The organism is Granulicella mallensis MP5ACTX8, from assembly GCF_000178955.2.
In the GTDB taxonomy this organism is placed as follows: domain Bacteria; phylum Acidobacteriota; class Terriglobia; order Terriglobales; family Acidobacteriaceae; genus Granulicella; species Granulicella mallensis.
On record NC_016631.1, the window covers coordinates 3596405 to 3621095 of the forward strand.

18 protein-coding genes are annotated in these 24691 nt (G+C 55.6%); 5 read left to right on the forward strand and 13 right to left on the reverse strand.

Annotated elements, in window-relative coordinates:
* Positions 1-357 precede the first annotated feature (357 nt).
* The gene (locus tag ACIX8_RS14465; protein WP_014266092.1) at positions 358-1485 is read right to left on the reverse strand and encodes an arabinan endo-1,5-alpha-L-arabinosidase; all 1128 of its coding nucleotides are present in this window, start codon (positions 1483-1485) and stop codon (positions 358-360) included.
* 81 nt (positions 1486-1566) lie between these two features.
* On the reverse strand, positions 1567-5238 hold the full coding sequence (locus ACIX8_RS14470; RefSeq protein ID WP_014266093.1) for a TonB-dependent receptor: 3672 nt from the start codon (positions 5236-5238) through the stop codon (positions 1567-1569).
* A gap of 320 nt (positions 5239-5558) precedes the next feature.
* Between ACIX8_RS14470 and ACIX8_RS14475 the strand changes: the two genes are divergently transcribed.
* A complete protein-coding gene (locus ACIX8_RS14475) occupies positions 5559-6077 on the forward strand; it encodes a GrpB family protein (protein ID WP_044178730.1) in 519 nt (172 codons plus the stop codon).
* 103 nt (positions 6078-6180) lie between these two features.
* On the opposite strand, the gene ACIX8_RS14480 is transcribed toward ACIX8_RS14475, so the two are convergent.
* From ACIX8_RS14480 to ACIX8_RS14505, 6 genes are all read right to left on the reverse strand, one after another.
* A complete protein-coding gene (locus ACIX8_RS14480) occupies positions 6181-6633 on the reverse strand; it encodes a VOC family protein (protein ID WP_014266095.1) in 453 nt (150 codons plus the stop codon).
* 32 nt (positions 6634-6665) lie between these two features.
* Entirely contained in the window at positions 6666-7685 is a 1020-nt protein-coding gene (locus tag ACIX8_RS14485) for an alpha/beta fold hydrolase (RefSeq protein WP_014266096.1), read from the reverse strand.
* A gap of 10 nt (positions 7686-7695) precedes the next feature.
* Positions 7696-8643 carry an alpha/beta fold hydrolase gene (locus tag ACIX8_RS14490; RefSeq protein ID WP_014266097.1) on the reverse strand — a complete coding sequence of 316 codons (948 nt, stop codon included), beginning with the start codon at positions 8641-8643 and terminating at the stop codon, positions 7696-7698.
* A gap of 137 nt (positions 8644-8780) precedes the next feature.
* Positions 8781-10388, reverse strand: a complete 1608-nt coding sequence (locus tag ACIX8_RS14495) for a TIGR03435 family protein (protein ID WP_014266098.1) — start codon at positions 10386-10388, stop codon at positions 8781-8783.
* A 225-nt stretch (positions 10389-10613) separates the two neighbouring features.
* A complete protein-coding gene (hrpB, locus tag ACIX8_RS14500) occupies positions 10614-12947 on the reverse strand; it encodes an ATP-dependent helicase HrpB (RefSeq protein ID WP_014266099.1) in 2334 nt (777 codons plus the stop codon).
* A gap of 52 nt (positions 12948-12999) precedes the next feature.
* Positions 13000-13719: a Crp/Fnr family transcriptional regulator gene (locus ACIX8_RS14505; protein WP_014266100.1), complete on the reverse strand. Its 720-nt coding sequence runs from the start codon at positions 13717-13719 to the stop codon at positions 13000-13002.
* A 364-nt stretch (positions 13720-14083) separates the two neighbouring features.
* On the opposite strand from ACIX8_RS14505, the gene ACIX8_RS14510 reads away from it, so the two are divergent.
* On the forward strand, positions 14084-14830 hold the full coding sequence (locus ACIX8_RS14510) for a sensor histidine kinase (RefSeq protein ID WP_014266101.1): 747 nt from the start codon (positions 14084-14086) through the stop codon (positions 14828-14830).
* Between the two features lies 1 nt (position 14831).
* On the opposite strand, the gene ACIX8_RS14515 is transcribed toward ACIX8_RS14510, so the two are convergent.
* Together ACIX8_RS14515 and ACIX8_RS14525 are read right to left on the reverse strand one after the other, a co-directional pair.
* Positions 14832-15383, reverse strand: coding sequence for a Crp/Fnr family transcriptional regulator (locus tag ACIX8_RS14515; protein ID WP_223295342.1), 552 nt, complete (start codon positions 15381-15383; stop codon positions 14832-14834).
* Positions 15384-16532: 1149 nt separating this feature from the next.
* A complete protein-coding gene (locus ACIX8_RS14525) occupies positions 16533-17576 on the reverse strand; it encodes a DNA topoisomerase IB (protein ID WP_223295343.1) in 1044 nt (347 codons plus the stop codon).
* Between the two features lie 228 nt (positions 17577-17804).
* Between ACIX8_RS14525 and ACIX8_RS14530 the strand changes: the two genes are divergently transcribed.
* On the forward strand, positions 17805-19292 hold the full coding sequence (locus ACIX8_RS14530) for an FAD-dependent oxidoreductase (protein WP_014266106.1): 1488 nt from the start codon (positions 17805-17807) through the stop codon (positions 19290-19292).
* A gap of 67 nt (positions 19293-19359) precedes the next feature.
* Here ACIX8_RS14530 and ACIX8_RS14535 read toward each other — a convergent pair whose 3' ends face one another.
* Complete coding sequence (locus tag ACIX8_RS14535; protein ID WP_014266107.1) at positions 19360-19650, reverse strand: hypothetical protein; 291 nt, start codon at positions 19648-19650, stop codon at positions 19360-19362.
* Positions 19651-19829: 179 nt separating this feature from the next.
* Between ACIX8_RS14535 and ACIX8_RS14540 the strand changes: the two genes are divergently transcribed.
* Both ACIX8_RS14540 and ACIX8_RS14545 read left to right on the forward strand, forming a co-directional pair.
* Positions 19830-20333, forward strand: a complete 504-nt coding sequence (locus ACIX8_RS14540) for a response regulator (RefSeq protein WP_014266108.1) — start codon at positions 19830-19832, stop codon at positions 20331-20333.
* 392 nt (positions 20334-20725) lie between these two features.
* Entirely contained in the window at positions 20726-21736 is a 1011-nt protein-coding gene (locus tag ACIX8_RS14545; RefSeq protein ID WP_190273667.1) for a purine-nucleoside phosphorylase, read from the forward strand.
* 44 nt (positions 21737-21780) lie between these two features.
* On the opposite strand, the gene yidC is transcribed toward ACIX8_RS14545, so the two are convergent.
* Both yidC and ACIX8_RS14555 read right to left on the reverse strand, forming a co-directional pair.
* Entirely contained in the window at positions 21781-23466 is a 1686-nt protein-coding gene (yidC, locus tag ACIX8_RS14550; RefSeq protein WP_014266110.1) for a membrane protein insertase YidC, read from the reverse strand.
* A gap of 855 nt (positions 23467-24321) precedes the next feature.
* Positions 24322-24651, reverse strand: a complete 330-nt coding sequence (locus ACIX8_RS14555) for a hypothetical protein (RefSeq protein ID WP_014266112.1) — start codon at positions 24649-24651, stop codon at positions 24322-24324.
* Positions 24652-24691: the final 40 nt, after the last annotated feature.

Below are 24691 nucleotides of genomic sequence, written 5' to 3' on the forward strand. Positions count from 1 at the left end.
AACGAATCACGTATTTTGCTCCCCCCACAGAGACGTCATCCTGAGCGGAGCACCTCGCGTTTTTTGCGAGGTGTGGAGTCGAAGGACCCCGAGGGACTTGATCTCACCCAGGAGGTTGGGACCTTTTCCAGCACGAGAGTCCAGGCTCGAGCGCTCGAGGTAGAAAAGATCCAAAGGGTATAGGCAAGATAACAACCATCGGGGTCCTTCGACTCCGCGTCCCAAAAAACTGGGACGCTTCGCTCAGGATGACGAGTCTGTGGTGAGACAGAACAAAGAGCTATGAATGCATCGTTTTGGTTGCGGTCTAAAACGGGATCTCAGATTCGGCCCTTCAACATATTCCGAAAGGCGATCCTACTTCGCGCTATCTCCTTCTAACGCCGCTTCGGGCCAGCCGTCTTTCCAACCCAGGGTCGAGATATGCAAGGCGGGATGGCCATCCGTCGCGCTGTAAGCGTGAAAGACGATTAGGTCTTCATGATCGAGATGCAGCAGAGACTCACCCCCTGGTCCAAGCCATTGTCCGTTAGCCTGCAATAGCGGCGATCCTCCGCCCTCCAGCATCGGCTTTCCATCGCGATCCACATACGGTCCAGTGACAGAGGTAGACCGGCCGACCATCGTGCGGTAGGTGCTCTTCAGGCCTCGGCAGCATAGGTCCCAGGAGACGAAGAGGTAATAATACCCTCCGTGCTGAAAGACAAACGGTGCTTCGATCGCTTCCGTGTCAGGGGGGAGATTGGGGTTACGGGGTTGAGCCAGAGATCCTGGCCTGCGCGAAGCCAACGAGTAGAGCTTCTCATCTGTCTTTGAGAGCAGTCCGGTATGGCGATCCAGGTGGCGCATCTTTATGCCGGTCCAGAAGCTGCCGAACGAGAGATATGCCTCGCCCTTGCTATCGAGAATGAGATTGGGATCGATAGCGTTGAAGTCGTCCGTCGCGAGCGAACGGAGTACCAGTCCACGGTCTACCCACGTGTACTTAGGGCTTGAGGGATCAAGCGTTTCATTGGTTGCCAGCGCAATGCCGGAGGTGTTTTTTCCGAAGGCCGAAAACGCGTAGTAGAGGTGGTACAGGCCATCGAAGTAAGAGACGTCAGGAGCCCACAGCTCCTGCGTCTCCGGACTCATCTGCTGAATCCATATGGGGATCGAAGGAAAGATCGCGCCACATCGCTTCCAGACCTTGAGGTCGGGCGAGCAACGAATCGCTAGTTGCGGCAACTGGGCTGTCGAAGGGCGTGCAGTTCCAGGAACCGGCGGTGCCGGAGGAGCGCTCTCGACACGAGGTGGCCGCACCGCGCCCGTCGCAAAGACATAGTACTTTCCATGGTCGACGGCGATGGAGGGATCATGCGTTCCCGCGTACTCCCCCGAAAGAGTCAGTGCCTGCGGAGCACTCCCCTTCTCTTGTGCGAGTGCTCCCTGCAGTGCAAGCGAGGCGCTCGCAAAAACGATCAAGGTACCAAGAGTTCTGTTCATGCTCATTCCTTTTCAACGAGATAATCCAGAGAAGAAAAGCAGTACGAGCAGGCTGAACAACAGCCTGCTCGTACTGCCCTGTTAGTAACGGATCTTCAGCACAACCTGCATGCTTCTTGGCGCATCGTTCAGGCTGGTGACCTGTCCGAAGTTGATATCGTTGATACCCGAATCAGGCTTCCCCCATCCATGCCGGTTGAAGACGTTGAAAGCCTCCAACCGCAGGTCGGCACTGATCTGATTATGGATCGGAATGTGCTTATTGAGGTTTAGATCTTCATTGAAGAAGGCCGGTGTACGCACCTCCGCCGTATTGCGAGGCAGGTCGCCGAAGTGGAAGGGACCGGTTCCGCGATGCGCTGCATCGTTGACGTCGATGAACGCATTGCGGTTCCAGAAGCCGGTGGGATTGTAGAGGTTCGTATTATTCCCAGCCGGAGACACATAGGTAAGCGGATTGTAGTGTCCGCTCGCTGCTGCGGGCGTCTCGATATCGGTGCCTACCGCGCGGCTGAACCGGATTGCGCCATCGAAGTACGGTACTCCCAGAGCGCCAAAGAAGCCGATGGGCTGGCCGCTCAGGTAGCGCTGAACGCCTCCGACACGGTATCCACCGATCAAAGCATTGACGAACGAGTTTGAGTTCCCAAGGAATTTCTTGCCCTTGCCTACCGGCAGCTCATACAGGTAGCTGATGACGAAGTTCGTTGGAACATCCTGTGTGCTGAGAGCCCGCTCGGCCTTGAGGTTATAGGGATTCTGCGTTCCACTCTGCCCCAGCACCGTGGCCTGGTAGGGCTGAATGGAATCGGCATCCGTATAGGTCTTCGACCAGGTATAGGACATCAGCACATTGAGGCCATCGCGGAACCGGCGCTCCAGTTTTACTTCCATGGCGTTATAGGTCGACTGCCCACGGTCCTGCAGATAGCTATCGTTATTGAGATAGCCATACTGCGGGAACGGCAGCAGTGCCTGGCCTACCAGCCCATTCGTGATGTTGAAGAAGTTAGCGTAGGGTGCAGTGATCCCGGCAGCAACGGCTGCGGCAGATTGCACCGGAGCGGTAATGGTATCTCCCAGGCTAAAGTTCGACGGGTTGATCGAGTTGGCCCAGTAGACCAGCGACCGAAGCCGTGTTCCACGTTCTCCGAGATAGCCAATCGTCAGGATGAGGTCGGGTGCGAGCTGGGCTTGTGTCTCGAGCGTCCAATTCTGCACCATCGCCGGCTTGCCGTCGGTCTTCGCCACATAGTCAGCAACGGAGGCGCCGCCAACCAGGAGCGCTGGATCAATCGTCGGCGTCAGCGATAGAGGAGGAGGACCGGCATCCAGCGCGCCGGAAGGAACAAAGCCATCCGTATTTTCTCCAGGAGTTACTGTCGTAAAGCCCGCGCTCAGGCCCTGCCCGTAGTCGGCATAGATCAAAGGACCGTACATGATCGAGTACGCGGAACGGATGACAAAGCTATCGTGCAACCAGCCCGGAGCATAGGAGAAACCGATGCGGGGTTCGAAGTCCTTATAGTAGGTCGAGGCAAACTGCTCGTTCTTATTGCCATCGCGTCCCGGGCCAACGCCGCCGAACCTCATCGCACCGAGAATGCCGTTTGCCGCGGGGTTGGGGATCGTCGGATCGAAGCTGGAGATATCACCGTCGGCCTCGTGCCGTGGAGTGTCGATGCTGTAGCGGAAGCCGAGGTTGACTGTCAGGTTCTTCCGCGCCTTCCAGTCGTCCTGCGCATAGGCTGCGTAGTAGTGCTGAATCCAGCGTGGAAAGTGAATCTGCAGCGAGCGGCTGGTATTAGCCGGAGCTCCCAACAGGAAGCTGGCGATACCGTTGCCGCTATCGGCCTCGGCGTTCACCTGATTGGTACCGGCTGTCTGTGAACGAGCGAAGTTGAAGGTTCCCGCTGCCGGGCCGTTGTTGATGTAGCTGAACTGCTGCCAACGGTAGGTGCCGCCAAAACGGAGGCTGTGCTGCCCTTTCTGCCAACTTACGTTGTCGTCCAGCAGAAGAGCGTTGTCGACGTTGTCGTCAAAGTTCGGGCTTCCCAGGCCAGGCAGGTTCTCGCCGATATTGAAGGTCGGGAACGTGGTACCCGGAGAGGTGGTGTTTGGAATACCTAGCTGTGCGTCGTAGTTGATCCCCAGGAGAGAAGCCGGAGCGCTATTGAAGCTGTTGATGCGATTGCCGCCAAAGGTGACCTGGTTGATGAGGTGCGGCGTAATCGTGAAGTCGTATCCGATGCGAAGCAGTTTGGCATAGAAGTCCTGCAACTGCGATCCGCTGTTCACCGGCCCCGGAAGATCCGCGACGCCGGAGTCGAAGTTCTCACGAGCGCTGCCGAAGGCGAAGAGGTGATGGCGCGTGCCGAAGTTCTGGTCGATGCGCAGTGAATTGGCAACCTGATTGACTACCTCATTGGTCGCGTAGGAGTAGTTCTGCGTTCCGCTACCGACATAGTTCTGGCGCGGAATCAGAGCCAGGACCTCCGTTGCGATCTGGCTGCGGCCGATCGGCACCTGGTTATTGACGAAGGGCATGCGGCACTCGACGCCATTCACTCTAGTAGTCGTCGTGGGGTCGAAGATTTGTCCGGAGAGGATTGGATTTCCTGTGCAGGGATTCGTCAGACCGGCGACCGGCGCGCCGAGCGTGGCGGAAAAATCACCGATCGTTCCGTTACTGCCGTTAAGCAATCCGCGTTGCGCGTCGGTCGGAACCGTGGAAAGAACGGTATGGCCAAAGCTGCTGGGAACCTGCTCGAAGCTGAAGAAGAAGAAGGTCTTGTCCCTGCCGTTATAGACATGCGGGATATAAACCGGACCACCTAACGTTACACCGTAATCCTGGTGCATATCGGCAGGGCGGCGGAAAGCCTGCAAGGAATCCTGCGTGCCACCATTGATGATCGCGTTGCCCTTATTGAACCAGTTGTTCGCGTCGAAGATAGTGTTCTTGAAGTAGTCGTACACCGTACCGTGATACGAGTTCGTGCCTGACCGGGTCTTGAAGTTTGCGATACCTCCGGTGGTGCGCCCCAGGTACGACGGCAACGCCAGAGTCTCTACGCGGAACTCTTCGATGGCATCGAGAGAGGGCGTCATCTGGTCGAAGAACCCTGTTCCATTCTCAGAGCGCTGCGTGCTGATGCCGTCGAGCAGGTTATCGCTGCCGAAGGTCTGGCCGCCACCAATCTTGACATAGGTTGTGCCGCCATTCGTACCCGTCCCCACCGCTCCAGGAGTCAGGAGGGTAAGCGCCACCAGGGAGCGCATGGCACCCCCAGCAAGAGAAGGCAGATCCTGAACCTGGGCTTCCGTCAGCACCGTGCCGATGTCGGAGGTCTCCGTCTCCAGCGATGGACCGTTGGCGACCACCGTCACGGTCTCGCTGACCGCTCCGGCCGACAGCGTAAAGTCATGCGAGGCACGTGTGGTTACATAGACCGGCAATCCCGTGACCTGCGCTGCTTTGAAGGTGGGCGCGGTAACGCTGATGTCGTAGTTACCTGGACGCAGCGAGGTGAAGACATAGGCACCCGAAGACGAGGTCGTGGTCTTGTAGACCGAACCCGACTGTCGCTCAGTCGCAGTCACCTGGGCTCCAGGAATGACGCCGCCTCCGGAGTCGGTCACGGTTCCAGCCATCGATCCGGTGTTGATCTGGGCTGAGGCGATCATCGAGCCCAAACAAAGGAGGATCAGGAACACTCCTAATTTCACTGTGGTTTTATAAAAAACAGTCATAACACTCCTCTAAAAAGTCCTTGCCACGCAGCCCAGTGCCCTATGGGAAAACATTTACTCAGGTAAGTTTCGGATTGAATCCCAAAAAGACAGTCATGTTTCAAAACTCTTAAGTAAACCTTTTCTCAAGTGACTGGAGACGTTCTCTCGATGGAACATTTCCGCGTTTCTTCTAGCGCGATTTTTATATCGGCTGCCAACTGCGAGTGTCAAGCGGGTTTCGAAAAGCCTGCAAAATCGGGGCTTGAGTTCCCTTCTGCACGGTCTACAGCGAGCGAACCATGGCAGTCGAGGCTGGCGCAAATATACTGAAGGCACCGATGCCGACCACAGTGATCGTCGTAGAGTACGATCCAAGCTGGCCTGCGCTCTTCCGGTTCTTTTACGAGCGGCTGGCGAGGACGCTTGGCAGTATGGCTGTCACCATAGAACATGTCGGCAGCACTGCCGTTCCGCATCTGGCAGCGAAGCCCATCATCGATATCGATGTGCTTCTGGCAGATGAGGCAGACCTACCAGCAGCTATCAATCGGCTTGCAAACATTGGCTATGGTTACCAGGGAGACCTTGGCATTCCAGGGCGTGAGGCTTTCCTGGCGCCTGCGCAGGATACTCCTCATCATCTCTATGTTTGCCCGCCACAAAGCCGAGAGTTTCAAAGACACCTGGCCTTCAGAGACTATCTTCGAGCCCACCCTGAAGAGGCGAAAAAATATGGCGATCTGAAGCGGGCACTTGCGTTGGAATTCAAGGACAATCGCTCTGCTTATATTGATGGAAAAAGTGAATTTGTAGCCAGGATGACCGACCGAGCGATGGCGGCCAAGGCAAGAGTCTAGCGATTTCGAGTTGCGTGTGACTTGGCAGCGGCGATAACTTCCTACAAGCCGACTTCTGAGGACCAACACTCCTTGAATATCTTAGGCACCGGTCTCGTCCTCCTTAGTGGGCGATGGGCTGGATAACCTCGAAGAGGTTACCCCAGGGATCGGCAAAGAACGCGACGCGCAGACCCATTGCGGGTACGTCGTGTGGCTCGCTGGCGATGGTCACATCGCGGCGTTTCAATTCGTCGATGACGGCATCCACGCTATCGACGCTGAAACCCGGGTGATGCCACCCAGACATGTTGTAGCTGTCATGCAGATCTTTATAGGCAAGACGTTCTGCTGCGCCCTGGCCAGCCATCAACTCGAAATGAAAACTATCGTCTCCGGCAGGATAAAGAAAGCCGAAGTTGAGCCCGGCCACTGACACTGTCTGCTTCGACCGAAAATCGAGCTTGTCGGCATACCAGGCAACCGCTATGTCGAAGTCCGGCACGCGAATGGCTGCGTGGTTGATCTTCAAAGAAGCAAGAGGGCTGGAAGCAGGTGGCGTGCTGAGTGTGGTCATTGTTTTTCCTTAGGGAATGCCGTTATCGCCAATTAAAGCGCCTTCATTTCGAGCCAGGAACGCATGGCTTCGGTCACTTCCGCCTTGCGTTCGAGAGGCAGCCAGTGGCCCGAAGGCAGACTTGTCACGGTGAGGTCCTGGCACGCGCCGCGCATCGGCTCTCCGAACCGGTTGTGGGTGATATCGCAGAGACCGTCGAACTCGCCGTTAATAAACAGCACCGGCTGGCGCAGCCTGCCGCCATCCGGCGCCTTGTACGCGTAGGCGATGTTGGCGTTGTCGTTCAAATACCAGGAGTTTCCGGGCCGGAATCCGGTGATGCGGAAGGCTTCGACCAGAGTGTCAAAGTCAGCAGATGGCCAGAGTGCGGGGTCAGGCTGCACGGCTGGAGCATGATGCGCCGATCCGAACCAACCACCATTGCGCGTAATGATCGCAGACCTGTACACCTTGCCTACGGATTCGGGGTTCCCGCTGCGGTATATCGCCGCGAGAGTCGCCGGGATGTCAGCATCGAAGTCGGTGACCGTCTGGTCGAAGTGGCTCAGGTAGAAGTGGTAATAGTCCCACTGCCCGTCCGGATACTGATCGGCGGGATAGAGCTCGCGGTCGATGAGCGGCAGCTGATTGGGTAGCGCGAAGCCTTCCGGTACATAGGGGACAGAGATAAAGACAACGCAGCGGCATCGTTCCGCGTGATGCGCGGCCAGCGCTCCGACAACCGGGCTTCCGAGGTCATGCCCAACCCAGATGGCCGGGCTAGCGCCTAGATGATCATGCAGCTCGGTCATGTCGTCAACGATCTCTTCCAGCGTGTAGACCTCGGGGGCGAGCGGCGCAGATGAACCTCCATAGCCGCGCATGTCGGGCGCGATGCAGTGCCAGCCTTCGGACGCGAAGGCCTCGACCTGCGCGCGCCACACCAAGCCGATCTGTGGCCAGCCGTGGAGGAAGAACATCAATGGGCCACCGGCAGGTCCGGCCTGCCAGTAGTGCGTTGTGTGACGTGGTGAACTGAAAGTGGTGTCAGTGAGTGGGAAAGATGTTGCCATCGCGAACTCCTTAGGAAGGGTTCACCGTACGCAGGAACTTCACAAGCTGTTCGTTGACTTCGGCGGAGGCCTCGTGTTGTATCCAATGGCCTACATTGTCGAGTTCCAGGTTCCCGACGAGCCCCGGAAGCCCGGCCCGCAGCTTTTCGGCAGGGGGATAAAGCGCCCTCAGGCCGTCGGCCTTTCCGGAGATGTAAAACGAGGGCTGGGTGATCTTCGCGCCTTTCCATGCGGCGGACAGACCGAAATAGAGCTCGGCGGCACGATAGTAGTTCAGCGCACCGTGAAAGCCGGTGTGCTGGAACTCCGCTATATTGTGAGCCACATAATCCGGGTCCACCCATGAGGGCAATGGCTTAGGAGCGGGACGGTGAAGACTTCGTGCAAGATCCAGAGGGTTCCATCGCGTGTCAGCCGGAGCAGAACCCGATGCCCAATACAAGATCCCAGGAATCGTAACGGCAGCATCTGCCCAAATCTGGTCTGCTTCCGGTTTGATCTGTTCGAACATATAAAAATCGTTTTCATGCCCGGTCGTGCGCATGCGCTCGAAGACGCTGACATCTCCGCGCGGAAAGTAAGGCACGCTCAAGCAGAATACCGCTGTGAATCGATCCGGTCGCATCATGGCGGCATTCCATGCATGCGTCGCACCCCAGTCGTGACCCACGATCACAGCACTGGAAATGCTTAGCGCATCGAGGAGCCCGACCAGGTCACCCGCCGTATGCAGCGGAGTGTACAAAGCGGGGTCGCGTGGCGCTGAGCTGCGCCCGTACCCGCGCATATCCGGAGCGATCGCTCGATAGCCGGCTGACGCGACGGCTTTCATCTGCTGTCGCCACGTATAAGAAGTGTCCGGAAACCCGTGACAGAAAAGAACGACTGGCCCGGCCCCCAGCTCGGTTACATGCAGGGAGATGCCATTCGCGGCGATATCGTACTCTTTGAGTTCCATCGTTCCTCCAATTTCCATCATAGAAGGCGACCATCGTCCTGTAGCCGCAAAGACAGGTACTGAGAAACGCGTTTATCGTCAGCAATAAATCACTGATGAGAAGCCGACTTGTGAGGTCTCCCAACAGGGGGATAACTCTAGTTCGCGGTAGGGGTCTCCTCCATGTGGTCGATCACCAGAACCGGGTAGGGACGTTTGGTCTTTTCTAATTTCAGGCCCAGCTGTCTGCTAATAGCGTCGAAGACGGAGAGGGCGCCATTGGGGTCTGAGCTGTTGGGGTCGGCACTTCCGCCGGTATTGGGAAGGATCTTGTCGGCGGAGCTGAAGCTGAGCGTGAAGTCGTAGGAGCCCTTGAGGCCGGTGCCGTCGACGACGGGATTGTAGATGTACCCACCGGCTACGTGCTGGAGCTCGTCGCCGATCTGGGGGATAGTCATATTCTGGCAGGTGATGAGCCGGTTGAGGACGGGACTCTCGACCCGAGGGTCTTTGCCGTCAGGACCTGGGCCCTCCTTACATCTGGTACGCTCGGTCGGGTCGAGGGTGGGCTTGAGTCTGGGCTTAATGGCTATCAGAGTGTAGGCGGTGACCGGACGATCCTCCATGTGCCATTTCATCTGAAAACGCTCGGCGATCAAGGCCCGAAGCATACTGCGGAGGTCTTCAAAGTTGATCAGGTTGCCGGAGGCGAATTTGTCGACGCGAACGTTGGCTCCGGCCTTGGCGAGGAAGTCGAACTTAGCGGTGTCGAGCCATTTGGGAGCGTTAGCGATACTCTCTTTGTTGTTCGGATTGAGGTCCCAGCCGAAGGTCAAGAGAAACATGAGAGGAATCGCGCGGGTCTCAACCTGGTTGCCGGTGATGCGGGCATAGCCCTTCTCATCGGGAGCGCTGGGTTTGATCACGGCGACTTCGAAGGGTGCCGCAGGCGGCTCGGGAAGAGCTTCGGCTATATTGGCGGCGTTGGGAGTAGGAGTTTCGTCAACGCTCGCAACCTGGAAGACGGGGCGGGGTGCCGTTTTGAGTTCCAGCTTGAGGCCTAATTGCTTTTCTACGGCGGCGAAGATGGAGATGCCGTCGGCACCCTGCTTCTCAAGCTGATCGCGCCCCGTCCACTTGATGGTGAAGTCCCAGCCTCCGGCAAGGTTGGTTTCATCCACAACAGGTTGATCGAGATATCCGCCTGCGAAGGTATGAAGGGTATCGGCGAGAGACGCCATGGTGAGGTTCTTGCAGCTGACGGTGATATAGGACGGAGCGCCGGCGGGAGGATTTTGCGGCGGAGGAAGAGGGACACAGGAGCTTTCGCCGTTCCCTTCCGACTCGGTCATCTTCGGCTTTCCGGGGGCAGAGAGGATGTAGGTCGGCATAGGAGCAGTGCCGGTTTTGACGACAAGGTGAAAACGGGTGGCGAGCAGGGTACGAAGCATGAGCTTGACGTCGTCCTGTGTGGTCTTGGGAGGGACTGTGGCACGGATATCGTAGCGATCGCGCTCGAGCCAGGTGGGACCTCCGTTCACGTTGACGGCATCGACTCCATAAGCGGTGGCAATGAGATCGACCATGGTGGCCTGGGTGAGAAAGTAGCGGTCGCCCTGGATGGAGTTGCCGTGCATGAACGGGTTGGACGTGAACGGACTCGTGTGGACGTCGGCGATGACGAAGGATTTGGAGACGGCAGCGGGCTGGGCCATTGACGAGACCGAGACTGAAAGAAGCGCGAAAAGGGCGAAGGCTGCTCGCATGGAAACCTCAGGGGTGATGCAAATTGAAGACTGAATGCAACCGGACCAAACGCGTAAGGGGCAGGTTAAGATTGCCCTGGATAACAGCGGTGTTGAGTTTATCCCTATAAGCAGTGCTTTCGACGACTGTACTCGGTGATAGACGCTGAGGGATCGGATTCGTCTTGAGAAACGCTCTTCTTGTCAGTATGTATAACAGAGCTTTGTTTCTTTTGATCAGCGGCTCTATGGCTTCTCCGGCCAGGAGTGTCTTGGGTATCGACGCATCAATTCGCGGCGCACCTCGGGATAGAGCCTCTCCCAGAATCCGGCCAGATCGGTTGTTGTCTGCACGGCCCGTTGATTCGGCGCGAGCAGATGAACGACGACGGGAGTTCTATCCGACCCGATCCTTGGAGTCTCACGCATGCCGAAGAAGTCCTGCAGGCGCGAAGCGATCCAGGGAGGCTTGCCGCGTTCGTAGTGAATCTTCGTCTGTCGCCCACCTTGCAGCCGAACGCTGACAGGCGCAAGCTCACGAAGCGCTCGCGCATCTATTGTCTGTTCGAGTGCGGGGATGAAATCTTTTGCGGCATCTTTCAGTTCCGCAAAGCTCTTCAGCCCGAGGCACAGGTTCTTTAATGCCTGCTGCAGGTCCGGCGGCTCCAGGCCTGCGAACTCGATACGCGCCATGAAATCGGAGAGCACGTCTCCCTCGACAAAACGGTCGAGGCCAACCTCCATCGCCTTTTCGGAGAGCAGATCGGCGGCGGCTTCCACGTCAGGGATCGCGTGGCGAGCCTCCTGGATCGTCAGGTCGTCGTAGAACAGAGCACTGACCTCCTCCACCCTCTCCGACGTGCGATTCCACGTCACACCGGATTGCTCGCGCACACGATCCGGGAACAGGTCGATCAGCCACTCCGGCTCAATGCGTGAGGTCATGCGAACCAGCGGCAGCGGCTTCTCTTTGCGGTCTTCGACATCGATCGCGACCATGAATTCATAGGCCGGAGGTTCGCCCGCAACCTCCGCCGAAACTCCCGTTGAAAGTTGAATCTGGCTCCCTGCCCGCCTACGGGCCACACGATCTGGAAAGCCAAGCAGCACGGACATCAGGAGCGCATCGTCCTCGTGGCTGCTCTGTCGCGGAGGACGAGCGATTCTGCGGAGTTGCTGTATCTGTTGCGTGGTCCGGTAGTCCATCGGCTGCTCCATTGCAGCGAGGAGATCGTTCTTTTCAGAGCGCGCTCCGGAGCCAAGCAATGCGGCCACAGTACAGCCGTCTTCCCCTGCCTTTCGTTCCATCGACTCGACGAGGACGCGCGACAACCTTGGCGACAAGGGATAGCGCGACAATCGTCGAGCCATCTCCCCGCTAGCCCCGAGGCGATCGAGCAGCAGCTCGGCGTTTTGGACCGCTGCCAGAGGAGGAGCATCGAGCCAATCCACCTGGCTGAAGTGCTCGATACCCAGCACCCGCAACGACAGGCAAAGCTCAGAGAGATCGCTGCGTAGAATCTCCGGCGTATCGTGCTCGGGCCGTCGCAGAAAGTCTTCCTCCGGATAAAGTCGCAACACGCGACCCGGTCCTGTGCGTCCCGCACGACCGGCCCGCTGCTTCGCCGATGCCCTGCTGATCCTGCCGATATGCAGGGTCGGTAACCCTGTCCACGGAGAATAGGTCGCAAAGCGTGCCTGTCCACTATCGATGACCGCGCTGACTCCCTCTACAGTGACGGAGCTCTCCGCGACATTCGTGGCCAGGATCAGCTTTCGCTGCGGACTGGGGGAGATGGCTCGATCCTGTTCCGCAGGAGAGAGGTCTCCATGCAATGGAAGCACCACTAACTCATGCTTGCGTGCAATGGGCTCGCACTCGCGCATCGTGCGCCTGATCTCGGCGACGCCAGGCAAAAAGGCCAGGGTGTGGCCCTTTTGCCCGTCTGCCAGTAATAGGTCCATGGCGTTCCTTACCTGCACAGGAAGCGGCTCCGAAGAGTAGGCCAGATGTTGGATGGAGAGTTCGAAGAGTCTTCCCTCCGACCGCAGAGAGGGACAGTCTTCCAGATATCGAGCGATGGGCGCGGCATCGAGAGTGGCGGACATCACTACGATCCGCAGATCGGGACGTGTGCGCTGCAGGCGCTTCAAGAGTGCGAGTGCGAAATCGCTGTCGAGATGGCGCTCGTGGAACTCGTCGAGTACGACCGCGTCCACTCCTTTCAGACTGGGATCGGAGAGCAGACGCCGGATCAGGATTCCTTCGGTAACAAACCGCAGCCGTGTGCGTGGCCCGCTGACGTCTTCAAAGCGGACCTGGTAGCCAACGGTTTCGCCAGCCTGCTCGCCAAGTTCCGCCGCCACTCTCCGCGCAGCCAGACGAGCCGCGATCCGGCGCGGTTCCAGGACTACGACTTCACCTTTTACGGAGGCGAGAATGGCAGGCGGCACGCGGGTCGTCTTGCCCGCGCCCGGTGGGGCTTCGATCACGAGGTTGGGATTTCGCTCAAGAGAGGCAATGATCTCCGGTAAGAGAGCGTCCACCGGAAGAGAAGGTCTGGAGTTCACTGATTTCATCGAACCACGGCGCTTCGTCGCCGTCAATCTATCGATGGATAGTGGGAGGTGCTTACTTTCTCCCGCCAGGAGTGCTTTGCTTGTACAGCTTGGCATAGAGATGCTTGGTCACCTGGTAACAGTCGCAAGCCGCGGCTTCGAGATTTTCGCGATTGAGGATCTTCACCCGTCCACGCTGGTATTCGATCAGCCCACTGCGTTGAAGAGATCCGGCCACCAGGGTAACGGTCGAACGCTGCGCTCCAAGCATCATCGCCAGAAACTCCTGCGTGAGGTTCAAAACATCGGACTGGGTCCGGTCCTGCACCATGAGCAACCAACGCGCCAGCCGCTCCTCTGCTTCATGAAAACGATTACAGCCAGCAAGTTGGCTAAGGCTCAGAACCTGCTCCTGGATGAATTCGTTCGCACGATCTCGTACGTCTTCTGACGATCGAAACGCCTTCTTCAACTCCGAGAAGGGGATCTTGAGTCCGGTTCCATCCAACTGCATGAAGCAATGGGTGGGAACAAGCCCAGGCCCCAAAAGCTGCAGGCTACCTACGATTCCCTCTCGTCCGATGATCCCCACCTCTGCCGTCGCACCACTCGACATCGTGCTGACAACCGAGGCAATGCCCGAGGTCATGAAGTAAGCATGCGAGGGAACCTCCTCCGCGTTGTACAGCACCGTCTTGAGAGGAAGAGTAACCGGAGTGGAGCGTTCCAGAAGAAACTCGCGGTTTTTAGGGGAAAGTGAAGCCAGAAAGAGGTTCGCGTGCGATGCAATCATTTCAGTCCTTTGAGTCAGTTCGCAAAGGACGCCCTTTCGAGGAAGGGGCTGGTTACCTCTTTGATTTGGAACGAGTTAGTCTCGCTGACTTGTGATTGACCATATACCTCGGAAGATGGGAACTCTGTTCGATACCAGACCAAACGACCCTCGAAAGAGAGGGTAAATCGAAAAAAATTGCTTTTAGCATTTGCGGCAATATTTCGTCTGTTCGATATGCAACATAACGCTGCTTCATGCCGTCCTATTTGTAACGAAGCCTTACTGGTCTGCGGAGAAAAGGTTCTCTAAATAAATTAGACACCGCGATTGCCTGTGTTCTCTTCAGCGCATCATACGTGGGAAGAACGGTGGGAGAACCGTAATGGATGTAGCTACTATTTCGGGTCTGCAGTCCAAGCTGGGGTTACTAGCCGATGTCTTGCAAAAGGTGGAAGAACGCGCCACGGCCGGTCAACTGGCTCTTGAGATGATCCACGAGATCAAAAATCCTCTCGAAGCGCTGGGCCACCTGACATACCTTGCCTCTCAAGAGGCCGATAATCCAGAAAAAGTAAGAAAGTACATGCTTCTGGCCGAAGAACAGATGATGACCTTGGACCATGTCGTCGGACAGACGCTCGGATTCGCGAGGTCTTCTCAGGCTCCAAAACCCATTGATTTGGCGATCCTGGCAGAGGCAGCTCTTCGCATTCATCAGAGAACGATCGACACGAGAAAGATACGCCTTGTAAAAGATCTGCCCCAGGGCCTGGTAGCCGAGGTCTATCGTGGGGAGATCCTGCAGGTCATCTCAAACCTGATCGTCAATGCGCTCGATGCCCTTCCCGCTGACGGTGCTGTGTGTATCCGGCTTCGCAAGCGTCGGGGCGAAATTCATGTCATCGTCTCCGATAATGGTCATGGCATTCCAACCGAACACAGGGACGAGATCTTCCAGCCCTTCTTCACGACGAAAGCCGATCGCGGCACGGGGCTGGGCCTGGCGCTCTCGAGAAAGATTATCGAACACCACCATGGCAGGATATGTATGCAAAGCCGCGTGCACCCGGGCCGAAGCGGCACGATCTTCAAGATCTGTCTTCCGGCAAAAGCCGAGTCCATCTGCTGATCTAGACCGTAATTCCACTTTCGAACTCTGCGTAGTTATCGAGATGGTCCTTGATGATGTGGTAGCACTCGCAAGCTTTCTTTTCGAGTCCCTCAACATCGAGGATAGAGATTGCCCCCCGGTTGTACTCGATCAATCCCTCTTCTTTCAGATGGCCGGCAGCTAAAGAGACCGTGGGCCGAGTTGTTCCCAGCATATCTGCGAGAGATTCCTGCGGCATCTTGAAATGGTTCGTATGCGCTCGGTCCGCGCAGAGCAGCAACCAACGGGCCAGGCGCTGCTCCAGATTATGCTTTGCATTGCAGCCCGTCGACTGGGCCGTCTGCACAAGCTGCGCCTGAACATATCTCAAGGCCAGGGATTGGAAGGTTCCACCAGCACGAAACTCCGCTCGCGCAACCTCGACCGGAGAAGAGTATCCGTGACCTGCGATCTGCGTATAGACGCGATTGAGGCTTCGTTTCGTTCCCATGAGAGCGGAGACGCCGATTACCCCTTCATAGCCGAACATCCCGACCTCAACCTGCGACCCATCCTTGAAGGTTGTGGTCATAGAGGCCATCCCCTCCTCCACGAAGAAGACATGGTGGATTGGTGCGCCAGGAAACTCGATCTCGTGTCCCAATTCAAAAGTGACTGGAGACAGACAGAGGCGAGCGATTACCTCTGCTTCGAGGTTTCTCAAAAGCGAGTTCTTGAATGTGTAAGAGCGCAAGCTAGAGCCTCGCAGCCGGATAGACCCGTTCCCCCAGTATGCGCTTCTATGGCTGAACGCAAAGCTTCAGACTCAGAGCCCGGCGATGAGGAAACGCGGATCCAGAGAAATCAGGCCAATCTCTTCCGCATAAGCCGATATCAGGGCTTGGGGAGATCGCTTGCCAAGCCGCTTCTCCACCCAGACAACCCGTCCCTTGCTTAGAACCCCACCATCTGAAGACACCCCCCGGAGGGAGTCCACTTCCACCTGGTAAGGGGTATTCCCCATGACTGTATAAATCTCGCGATACTCTTGTGGCTTCATAAGATTCGTCACGCCTACTCACCCTCTTTTAAACGTAGATGTAAGTCACTATCACTAAGGATGCCCGTCTTTTCCAGCGTCCTTTTCGAAAATGTTTCTACAGAGAAAAGACAGTCCTTAAAAAGCCAACGTCTGGTATCGTACAGACACTAACTAAAGTCGATTGATATCTTGGCGTACAAAGCACGGCGTAAAATCCCATCTAAATCTGTCCGAAGCTTTACAGAAGTTTCGGGAAAATGCAATGAAAAAGCTCGAGGATTTCTTGCAATGTGACTATTTATTCGGAGGCCCAAGATGGCTGAGCCTATTTCTATTCTGCTATGCGGTCAGGATTCACTCCTTCTCCAGACCAGGCAATGGGTGCTGGAAGCGGCTGGCTACCAGGTCCAGACGACAACGGACTTCTCAGAAGTTACGCTCGTACCCGACCCTGTCGACCTTCTCATTTTGTGCCACTCCCTTTCACTTGAAGAGTGTGGGCGCGCCTTTGCCCTGGCATCTATCCGGTGGCCCAAGATACGGTGCATCGTTCTTCCTGAAGGAGCTTCAGCCTGCTCCGAGCAAATGCTGTGCTCCGTGCTGGATGCGACCGGAACTCCGGCAACGTCTCTTCCAGAAACACACCCTCATCCTGAAACCTACCGCAGACAACTCTCGCCTCAGTTCTGGAAATTACCTCTAAGCCGTTGAACGAGGTAGTTGGCGTTGCAGAAGGTTTACTAACGCAACCTCTTCCCTCTTTAACCCACGGTATTGCGTAGCAAGCTTCTTTTTCATAGGCCTCTTCGTTGCTTCCATCAGGGCTCCTGCCATATAGCAATCAAGAACAGCGGGATGCACATAGCACTTCCGGCAGATGGAAGGTGTATTGCCAAGTTGCGCCGCTACAGCTTTGATCGCTTGCACTACGTCTCTTTTAGCCTGCGTCTCCGATTCAAACACTTCGCACCCGCAGAGAAGACTGCAGGACAATACGGTTCCAGCCCATGTCCGAAAGTCCTTCGCGGTGAAAGGCTGGTCGGTGATCTCCTGCAGATACGCATTTACATCCGCTGAATCCACCGTATGGTGCATTCCTTCGTGGTCGAAGTACTGAAACAGCTCATAACCCGGAATATCCTGACACCGCTGAACGATCTTCGCCAGCCGGCGATCGTGGATGTCTACGGTGTGATGGATGCCACTCTTGCCCTGAAAATTAAACGTAATCGTCGAACCATCTACCCGCACATGCTTCTCGCGCAGAGTAGTCAGCCCATACGATTTATTTTGCCGCGCATACTCGGAATTTCCGACACGGATCAACGTAGTTTCCATCAACCGCACAAGGGTAGCCAGGACTTTCCTGCGCGGGAGCCCCGGCAATGCCAGGTCTTGCTCTACCTGTTTGCGGATCGTTGGCAAGGTCGCGCCAAAGAGGAGCATCCGTTCGTATTTGGTTTCATCCCGCACCTCTCGCCAATGCGGATGGTAGAGACTCTGTTTTCTACCTCGGGCATCTCGGCCCGTGGCCTGTAAGTGCCCCTTTGCATGAGGACAGATCCAGACCTCGGACCATGCGGGTGGAATGACGAGTGACTTGATGCGGGCCAGAGTTTCAGCGTCGTGTATGACACTGCCGTTGATGTCGATATAGCGAAAACCGTGATGCCATTGTTTCCGTTGCAGGCCCGGCCTGGCATCGGAGACATACCTCAACCCCGCGGCCCTCGCTGATTCCACAGGATCCGCCAGCACCTCTGGTTTTTGTTTTTTCGCTGGCAATGGCTCCACCCTGCCCTATCCTGCTGATCCCTTTATGCAGCCTTTTAGCTTTACCTTACGAGGCCCTCTACTTTGGTATGGATGCTTGAAGACTTTGCGGGGTAGCCCTTTGTACGCGACTTCTACGATTCGCATCTATGAACATACAAAGCCGGTGCCGGACAGGCTAACGGTGATGGAGAGACTATGCCTGAGATACGCGTAATGAATACGTCTGAACTGCCCTGTGGGCATAAGAAGACCGTCAAACTGGGCGAAACCGAGATTCTGCTCATTCACTACGAGGAGGGTCTCGTTGCAGTCCAGTCGCAGTGCCCGCATGCCGGAGCACCGCTGAAGGAGGGAGCTATCTGTAACGGGAGGTTGGTGTGTCCCTGGCATATGGGCACGTTCGAACTTTCTACAGGCGCCCTGGTGGAGCCTCCTCCGATGGAGTCGCTCAAGATGTATCCAGTGAGAGTGGAAGGCGGCGAGATCCTGGTCAACCCCGAACCTCTTCCGACAGCCACAAGCACCCCCGTTCAAAAGGAGGAACTGGTTTTGCTGGTGGGAACGGGTGCCGCAGGAGCGATAGCCGCGACTACTTTACGCCAGGGTGGTTTTGCGGGACGCATCCTGGCGGTAGATCCAGTGGAAGAAGAACCAGTTGACCGGACAGTCTTATCCAAAATGGCACTTAGCGGCGAGATGCCCCTGGACCAGATTGGATTAAGTACCTTCTCGTCCACAAAGGTGGAACGCATCCATGCTGCCGTCCTGGAACTTAGCGCCGCTCAAAAGGAGGCGCACCTGAGTAATGGCAGCGTCGTGAAATTCGATAAGGCGCTCGTAGCTACCGGAGGCAAACCAAAGCAGCTAGAGATTCCAGGCGCTGAACTGGCATATACGATTCGTCATCCTAGGGATGTCCAACGCATTCTCAAGGCAGCAGAAGGCAAGAAGGAAGCCGTCATCGTTGGAACCAGCTTCATCGGACTCGAAGCGGCCTCGGCCCTGGTACAAAAAGGTCTTCGGGTTACGGTAGTTGGTAAAGAAAAGCTACCCTTTGCGAAGTTATTCGGCGAGGAGGTCGCTCACGCGCTGAAGGCATTGCATGAGAGCAAAGGAACTCGCTTCCGGCTTGAGGTAGAAACCTCCAGCTTCGACTCTACCTGGGTAACGATTCGAGCGGGAGAGAAAGACGAACGGCTGCCAGCCGATTTAATCATCGCAGGCGTCGGTGTTCTTCCAGATCTCGAGTTCAAGCACGATCTACCTCGAGCTAAAGACGGGGGCATCGCTACAGATGCATCGCTGCGGGCAAAGGATGAGGTCTGGGTAGCCGGCGATATTGCCAGCGTCTCAGGCACACGCATCGAACACTGGCGACTCGCACAACAACATGGCAGGGTGGCTGCACTTGCAATGCTGGGGCAAGATTCAAGATATGAAGGCGTACCCTTCTTCTGGACCTTTCATTACGGGAAGCAATTGGAATATCTCGGTCACACAGAAGACTGGGATGAAGTAGTGATCGATGGAGATCTGAAAGAACTCAACTTCATGGCCTTCTATATCAAGCAGGAACGCATAGCTGCAGTGTTGAGTTGTGAACGCGAGACACAGACAGCGATGCTTGCTGAGGTCATGCGAAGCCATCCAACTCTCGAACAGGCACGTCAGGCTATCGCTTGACCGAGCCGGAGTTATAAGAACTACCTGAGAGGGGCCCGAATCTTATTCGGGCCCCTCTCAGAAACAACTAGTCTTCTTCGTTCGTCTTCCAGATATAGAGAAAGTCGTCATCGCTTGAAGTGGCGAGATTGATCTTTCCTTGCCGCGCGGCCCGGCTTAGCGCGGAGCGAATGTTCTCCTTGGTATCCGGCAACTCAGAGAGGGGAACCTTTAGAGCTGTACCTTCGCCTAGCTGGGCGATGTCACTCAATAGCTGAGTGATGATCGCTTTATGCTTCCCGTCCCGCCCTTTTGGAACATTTACCTGGGGCACCGATTCGAACTTCATCGGCTCCGAAACTGACTCATCGTTTTCCACGATTCCTCCTAACGCAAAGGTGACGCTAAACTAACGCTAACGAGATCATAAACTGATCCTCCAATCAGTTGTCAAGCCAAGGCGCTCTACAGAAGCTAAACCTCTCTTCATCTGACAGATGCAAAAGAGTTGACCCGTAAAGACAGAACAGGTCTACGGTCGTTACAGAGGTATTTTAGATGGCTGCCAAATCAAATTTCCAAGTCGTTCCGCTCGTTGAAGTACCCAAAAACGACGCGGATTTTTACACCAGCAACCGTCGACCGGTTGTCTTAATTGTGGACGACGAGCGAGTCATCGCGGATACCCTCTCCATCATCCTCAAGAAGAATGGTTTCGCGACGCTCACTGTCTATGACGGAAAAGCTGCCCTGGAGTTAGCCAAAGCGGAGTTGCCCGACCTGCTGATCTCCGACGTCGTCATGCCTGGGATGAGTGGGATCGAACTGGCCATTTCCCTGACTCAAAACGTCCCGGAGTGCAAGATTCTATTGTTCTCGGGACAGGCTGCCACCGTCGACCTGCTGGCAAAGGCCCGTGAGATGGGCCACAACTTCACCACCCTGGCCAAGCCGGTGCACCCTAAAGACATGCTGCGGCGCATCTCGGAGTGCCTGGAGGCATCAGATCATATCCCTGACCTGGAACCGCCCCCCCGCCAGCATGCTTATCCTTTGCAGTAAGTAGTAATAAACGATGGCGCGGTCGTGCTGCGAAAAGATGTGACACAACGCGCCGTGGTTATCCTCCGCTGATCAGTATCCTGCGCAAAGATGGCAGCCGCTCTGCCTTATTGACGATCCTGAAGACAGCCAGCCTTCGACACGCGACCATACCACTCGCCTCGGAGAGGCGTACATGAAGCTCTCCGATATATTGTCTAGAAAGATTCTGACTGCATCGCGTGCCCGATAGCGCAGAGGTGCGTTCCAGCAATCTTGAGAAAACCTACAGGCAAGGCGGGAGTGGATTGAACAAAGAATATCGCTCAGGGAAAACCGGCTTTCGGCTTCTTTCTTCGTGGTTTGCGGCCTTCACGCTGCTTCTTTCACCGCTATCCGGGTATGGAGCAGATTTGATTAAGCCGAAGGTTCTCGTCATCGCAACCTACGAGACCGGCAAGGACCGCGGAGATGTTCCGGGCGAGCTGCAGTACTGGGTAGAGCGGGAGAACCTCGATCAGCCTATCAAAGTTACTGGGATCGATCATCCGCTATTGACCAACGGAAAAGGCCTCTATGCCATGATCAGCGGGACGACCTCGCGTTCCGCCATCCAGATGATGGCGCTGGCCATGGACCCGCGATTCGACCTGCGACAGACTTACTTCCTATTGAGCGGAATTGGCGGCGGCAATCCCCATCAAGTCACCGTGGCAAGCGCTGTGTGGATACGGCAGATCGTAGACGGAGACCCTGCCTTCGAGATCGACAGCCGGGAGACGCCCACCTCCTGGCCCTATGGAACCATCGCACTGGGAGCGACCGAGCCAGGCAAGGTTCCTGACAATGTCGATTCCGCGCCAGCCGCTGGAGTCTCCGACGACGGGGCTGGAGGCGTGGGACGAATTGCCTATCGCCTCAACCCCTCTTTGGTGAACTGGGCCTATCAACTGACAAAAGAGATAAAGCTCCCGGACAACGCGGCTCTGGCGGCTCAACGGGCTCTCTTCAAGGACTTCCCAGGAGCTCAGCAGAATCCATCGGTGATGGAGGGCGATAGTCTTGGCACGGACCACTTCTGGCATGGAGCCATCATGACTCGATGGGCCGAAGACTGGGTGCGACTCTATACAAAGGGCACCGGCTCCCTGGCCGTATCGGATTGCGAAGACCAGGGAGTTGTACTCGCGATGCAGGAGTTGGATCGGCTCGGACGAGTCGACATGAAGAGGTTTCTGATTTTACGGACGACGAGTAACTTCGTGATGCCTCCGCCGGGCGTCCATGCGGAGAAGAGTCTCTTTGATAACCTAGCAAGCTCGCCAGGTTATCTCCCCGCACTGGACGCCAACTATCGGATCGGCAGCATCGTGGTATCGAACCTGCTGCAACACTGGGATCAATACAAGAATCAAGTGCCGTGATTTTTCCGATCAGGCATTTGCATTGAGCAACTAGTTAGTGCATTTCATCCCACAGGCCTCATCCTGCTGACCACAACCTGTTGAACGATGGATATAACGTTGCCGAAGGACCAGTAGAGAGCAAGCCCGGCGCCAACCTTCCAGGTCATGAAGAAGCCTAAGACAGGCAATACAAGAGCCATCATTTTTCGCTGCACGGGATCAGTTCCCGATGAAGGGGTGAGAAGCTGCAACAGAAACATGGTGACAACGAAGAAGACGGGAAGAACATGGAGTGGGTCAAGCGACGAGAGATCATGCAGCCAGAGCCATTCCGCATGCCTGAGCTCGATTACGTTCTGGAGCATCCGATAGAACCCATAGAGCAGAGGCATCTGCAGTAGAAGAGGCAGCATTCCGCCGAACACGTTGATGCCCTCCTTCTTTTGCAGATCGAATATCTCCTTGTTCATCTCAAGGAGATGCGGGTCTCCCATCTTGCAATCTTTGAAGCGAGCCCTGATCGCGTTGATCTGCGGTTGAATATGCTGCATCTTTAGCTGGGAACGCATGGACTTGATCCGCGTAGGCATGAGCACCAAGTTGATGAAGAGCGTCAATATCAGAATCGCCCAACCCCAGCTATGAACAAGGTGAACATGAATCCAGTTGAGTGCCAGGAAGAGTGGCTTGGCAACGATGCGTAAAAGACCAAATCGCACAAGCGGCTCCAAATCAGGTCCAGTAAGCGATCCATCTGGCGCCAACGCGTGTACGGAGCTGAGAAGCTCGATGGCCTTGGGTCCGGCAAAGAGTCGCAGGCGAATATGCCCCTCTCCATTCCCCACAGCCACGCCTGGAACAGAGACTACATCGGAGAGAGCTGAATGGGTTTGACCATTCGTTCTCGGAATGCTGATCTCGTTACGCAGGTTGAGGACAGTTGTCTTTGTGGAGTGCTCGGGCAGGAAGATCGCCGCGAAATAAAGGTCGCTAACGCCCGCATAATCGTAACTGCCTGCTTGTACGACGCCAGTGGTAATCGACTTTACAGTTTGACTAACGAACTTCCCATTCAGGCTGGCATCGAACCGCCCGTCCACGTTGTAGTTTTGTAATGTCTCCTGATCACCCAATCCAGAAGGCCAGCAAAGAGAGGCGGCAACGGGCATCCCATGATCTGTGACGAGGATATCGGCTCCCACGATGTAGCTCTGATCAAACGTGAATGTCTTGATTACACTCACCCCTCCTTCTGAATAGGTAAAGGTGAGCTTTCCGGGAGCGACAAGTCTTCCGGATGAAGAGGGTTCATAGAGAGCCTCGGCAAGTTGCTTCGTCAGCCCAGCTTTCTGTGTATAGAGTGAAAGCGGATAACCATGCAAGGATGCAGCCCGCTGATTGACGAGATCCAGCGGTTTACCGGAGTCATCCGTATATTGCTTCAGTATCCACGACAGAACCTGTCCCCCACGATTGGAGAAACGGATCCGGTAAAACTTGTTTTCGACGATGATTTCGCTTTCGCTTGAGGCCTTCATGCTCTCCTGATTTGCCTGTGCAGCGGCCACAAGAGTATTTGGCGCTGCAGGAATCACGGTGCTGGATGGCTTCGATTTCGACTCAACAGGTTTCTTTTGCTGGAAAGCCTGCACTCCGAGAAGCGCTAGAAAAAAGACTAAAGACAAGGCAAGAATCGTGTGCACGTTCTGTCGGCCAGACTGCTGGTTGGGATTCTGTAGTTCTGCCAATGGAATTCTCCTGGATATCGACGCCCAGAGTCTGAGCGATGCCTGCTGGATCCATAGATCGCAGGCGATCAAAGCCACCTGCATTGCCAGAGCTTCTACAGAGCTGGCAATGCCCCGCTATATTCCACTCGATGCATGAGGAATGCGGTCAGGAAGCAAATAAAGCAAATTTCCTGTAGGTGTATAGCGGAATCGTGACATTTATGGCCGTTTTTACCCAGAAAAACGGTACTACACGCCCGATTCAACTTCCCAATAACAGGAAATTGCTCTAGAGGCATGGCAGTCCTGACGACTGCATGCACTTGAGATCGATAGGGATTAGAGAAAGGAGATTGGCGGGGGAAGTTGAAAGCGGAAAGGAAGAGTCGGCTTCCGAGGGACGATGAGCGACGCTCTAGACCGTTTTACGTACCCAGAATCGAGAACCGGTTCAAATAGATTCAGGCAGAGCGCCTGAAGACCGGCTATCAGATGCCGATAGATATCCGCTGATCGTACGACCAGGAACATCAACAGGCTGGAAAGCAGGAGCAGAAGTATTACTTTGCCAATACCCAGAAATACGGAGGAAAAATAGTGCCTCGTATTAATGATAAACAGAAAGCAAAGGAAACTGAGACACGCTTGTCTGTTCCGACGGAATACCATGAACGCCTCTGCCGGACAAGTATACATCTGAGAGGGAAAATCCAGAAAGGCATTACCAATGGTGGAGCAGAGTGACGGATCACTTCGACTGACCAGAGCCGAAGTGATCCTCTTTTGAAGGGATATTGCAAGATGAAGACGATAGGTCACAAAAGCTCGGGGCTTTTGACATTGCGCTATTCATGCGCGAGCGCACATTGCCATTTACTTCGTCTCTTTTCGCCATTTCCGAATCGTTTCGAGCAGTTCGGTCTGGGTCAGCTTGGCGATCTTTATATTCTTTTCGCCTGCTTTGGCGTTCATCGGACGAACAGCGATCGCTTCCTTGATTCCGGGGCGAACCCGCAGGAACACGCCACTGGCTCTTCTCGGTCCTGGAATGGGAGGTGCCGAAGCCATGCGCAGTTCACCGTTCGGCTTCATGTTGCGTAGGGCGTAGACGGCGCAATTGCCATCCTTCAGCAATTCGCGAATGACATCTTTGACTAGCTCTGACTGATTTGCGTTGAATTCAATACCATGTACATTAGGCATAAAACTACCCTTCCTCAGTGCAAATAGTACAAAGAACTTC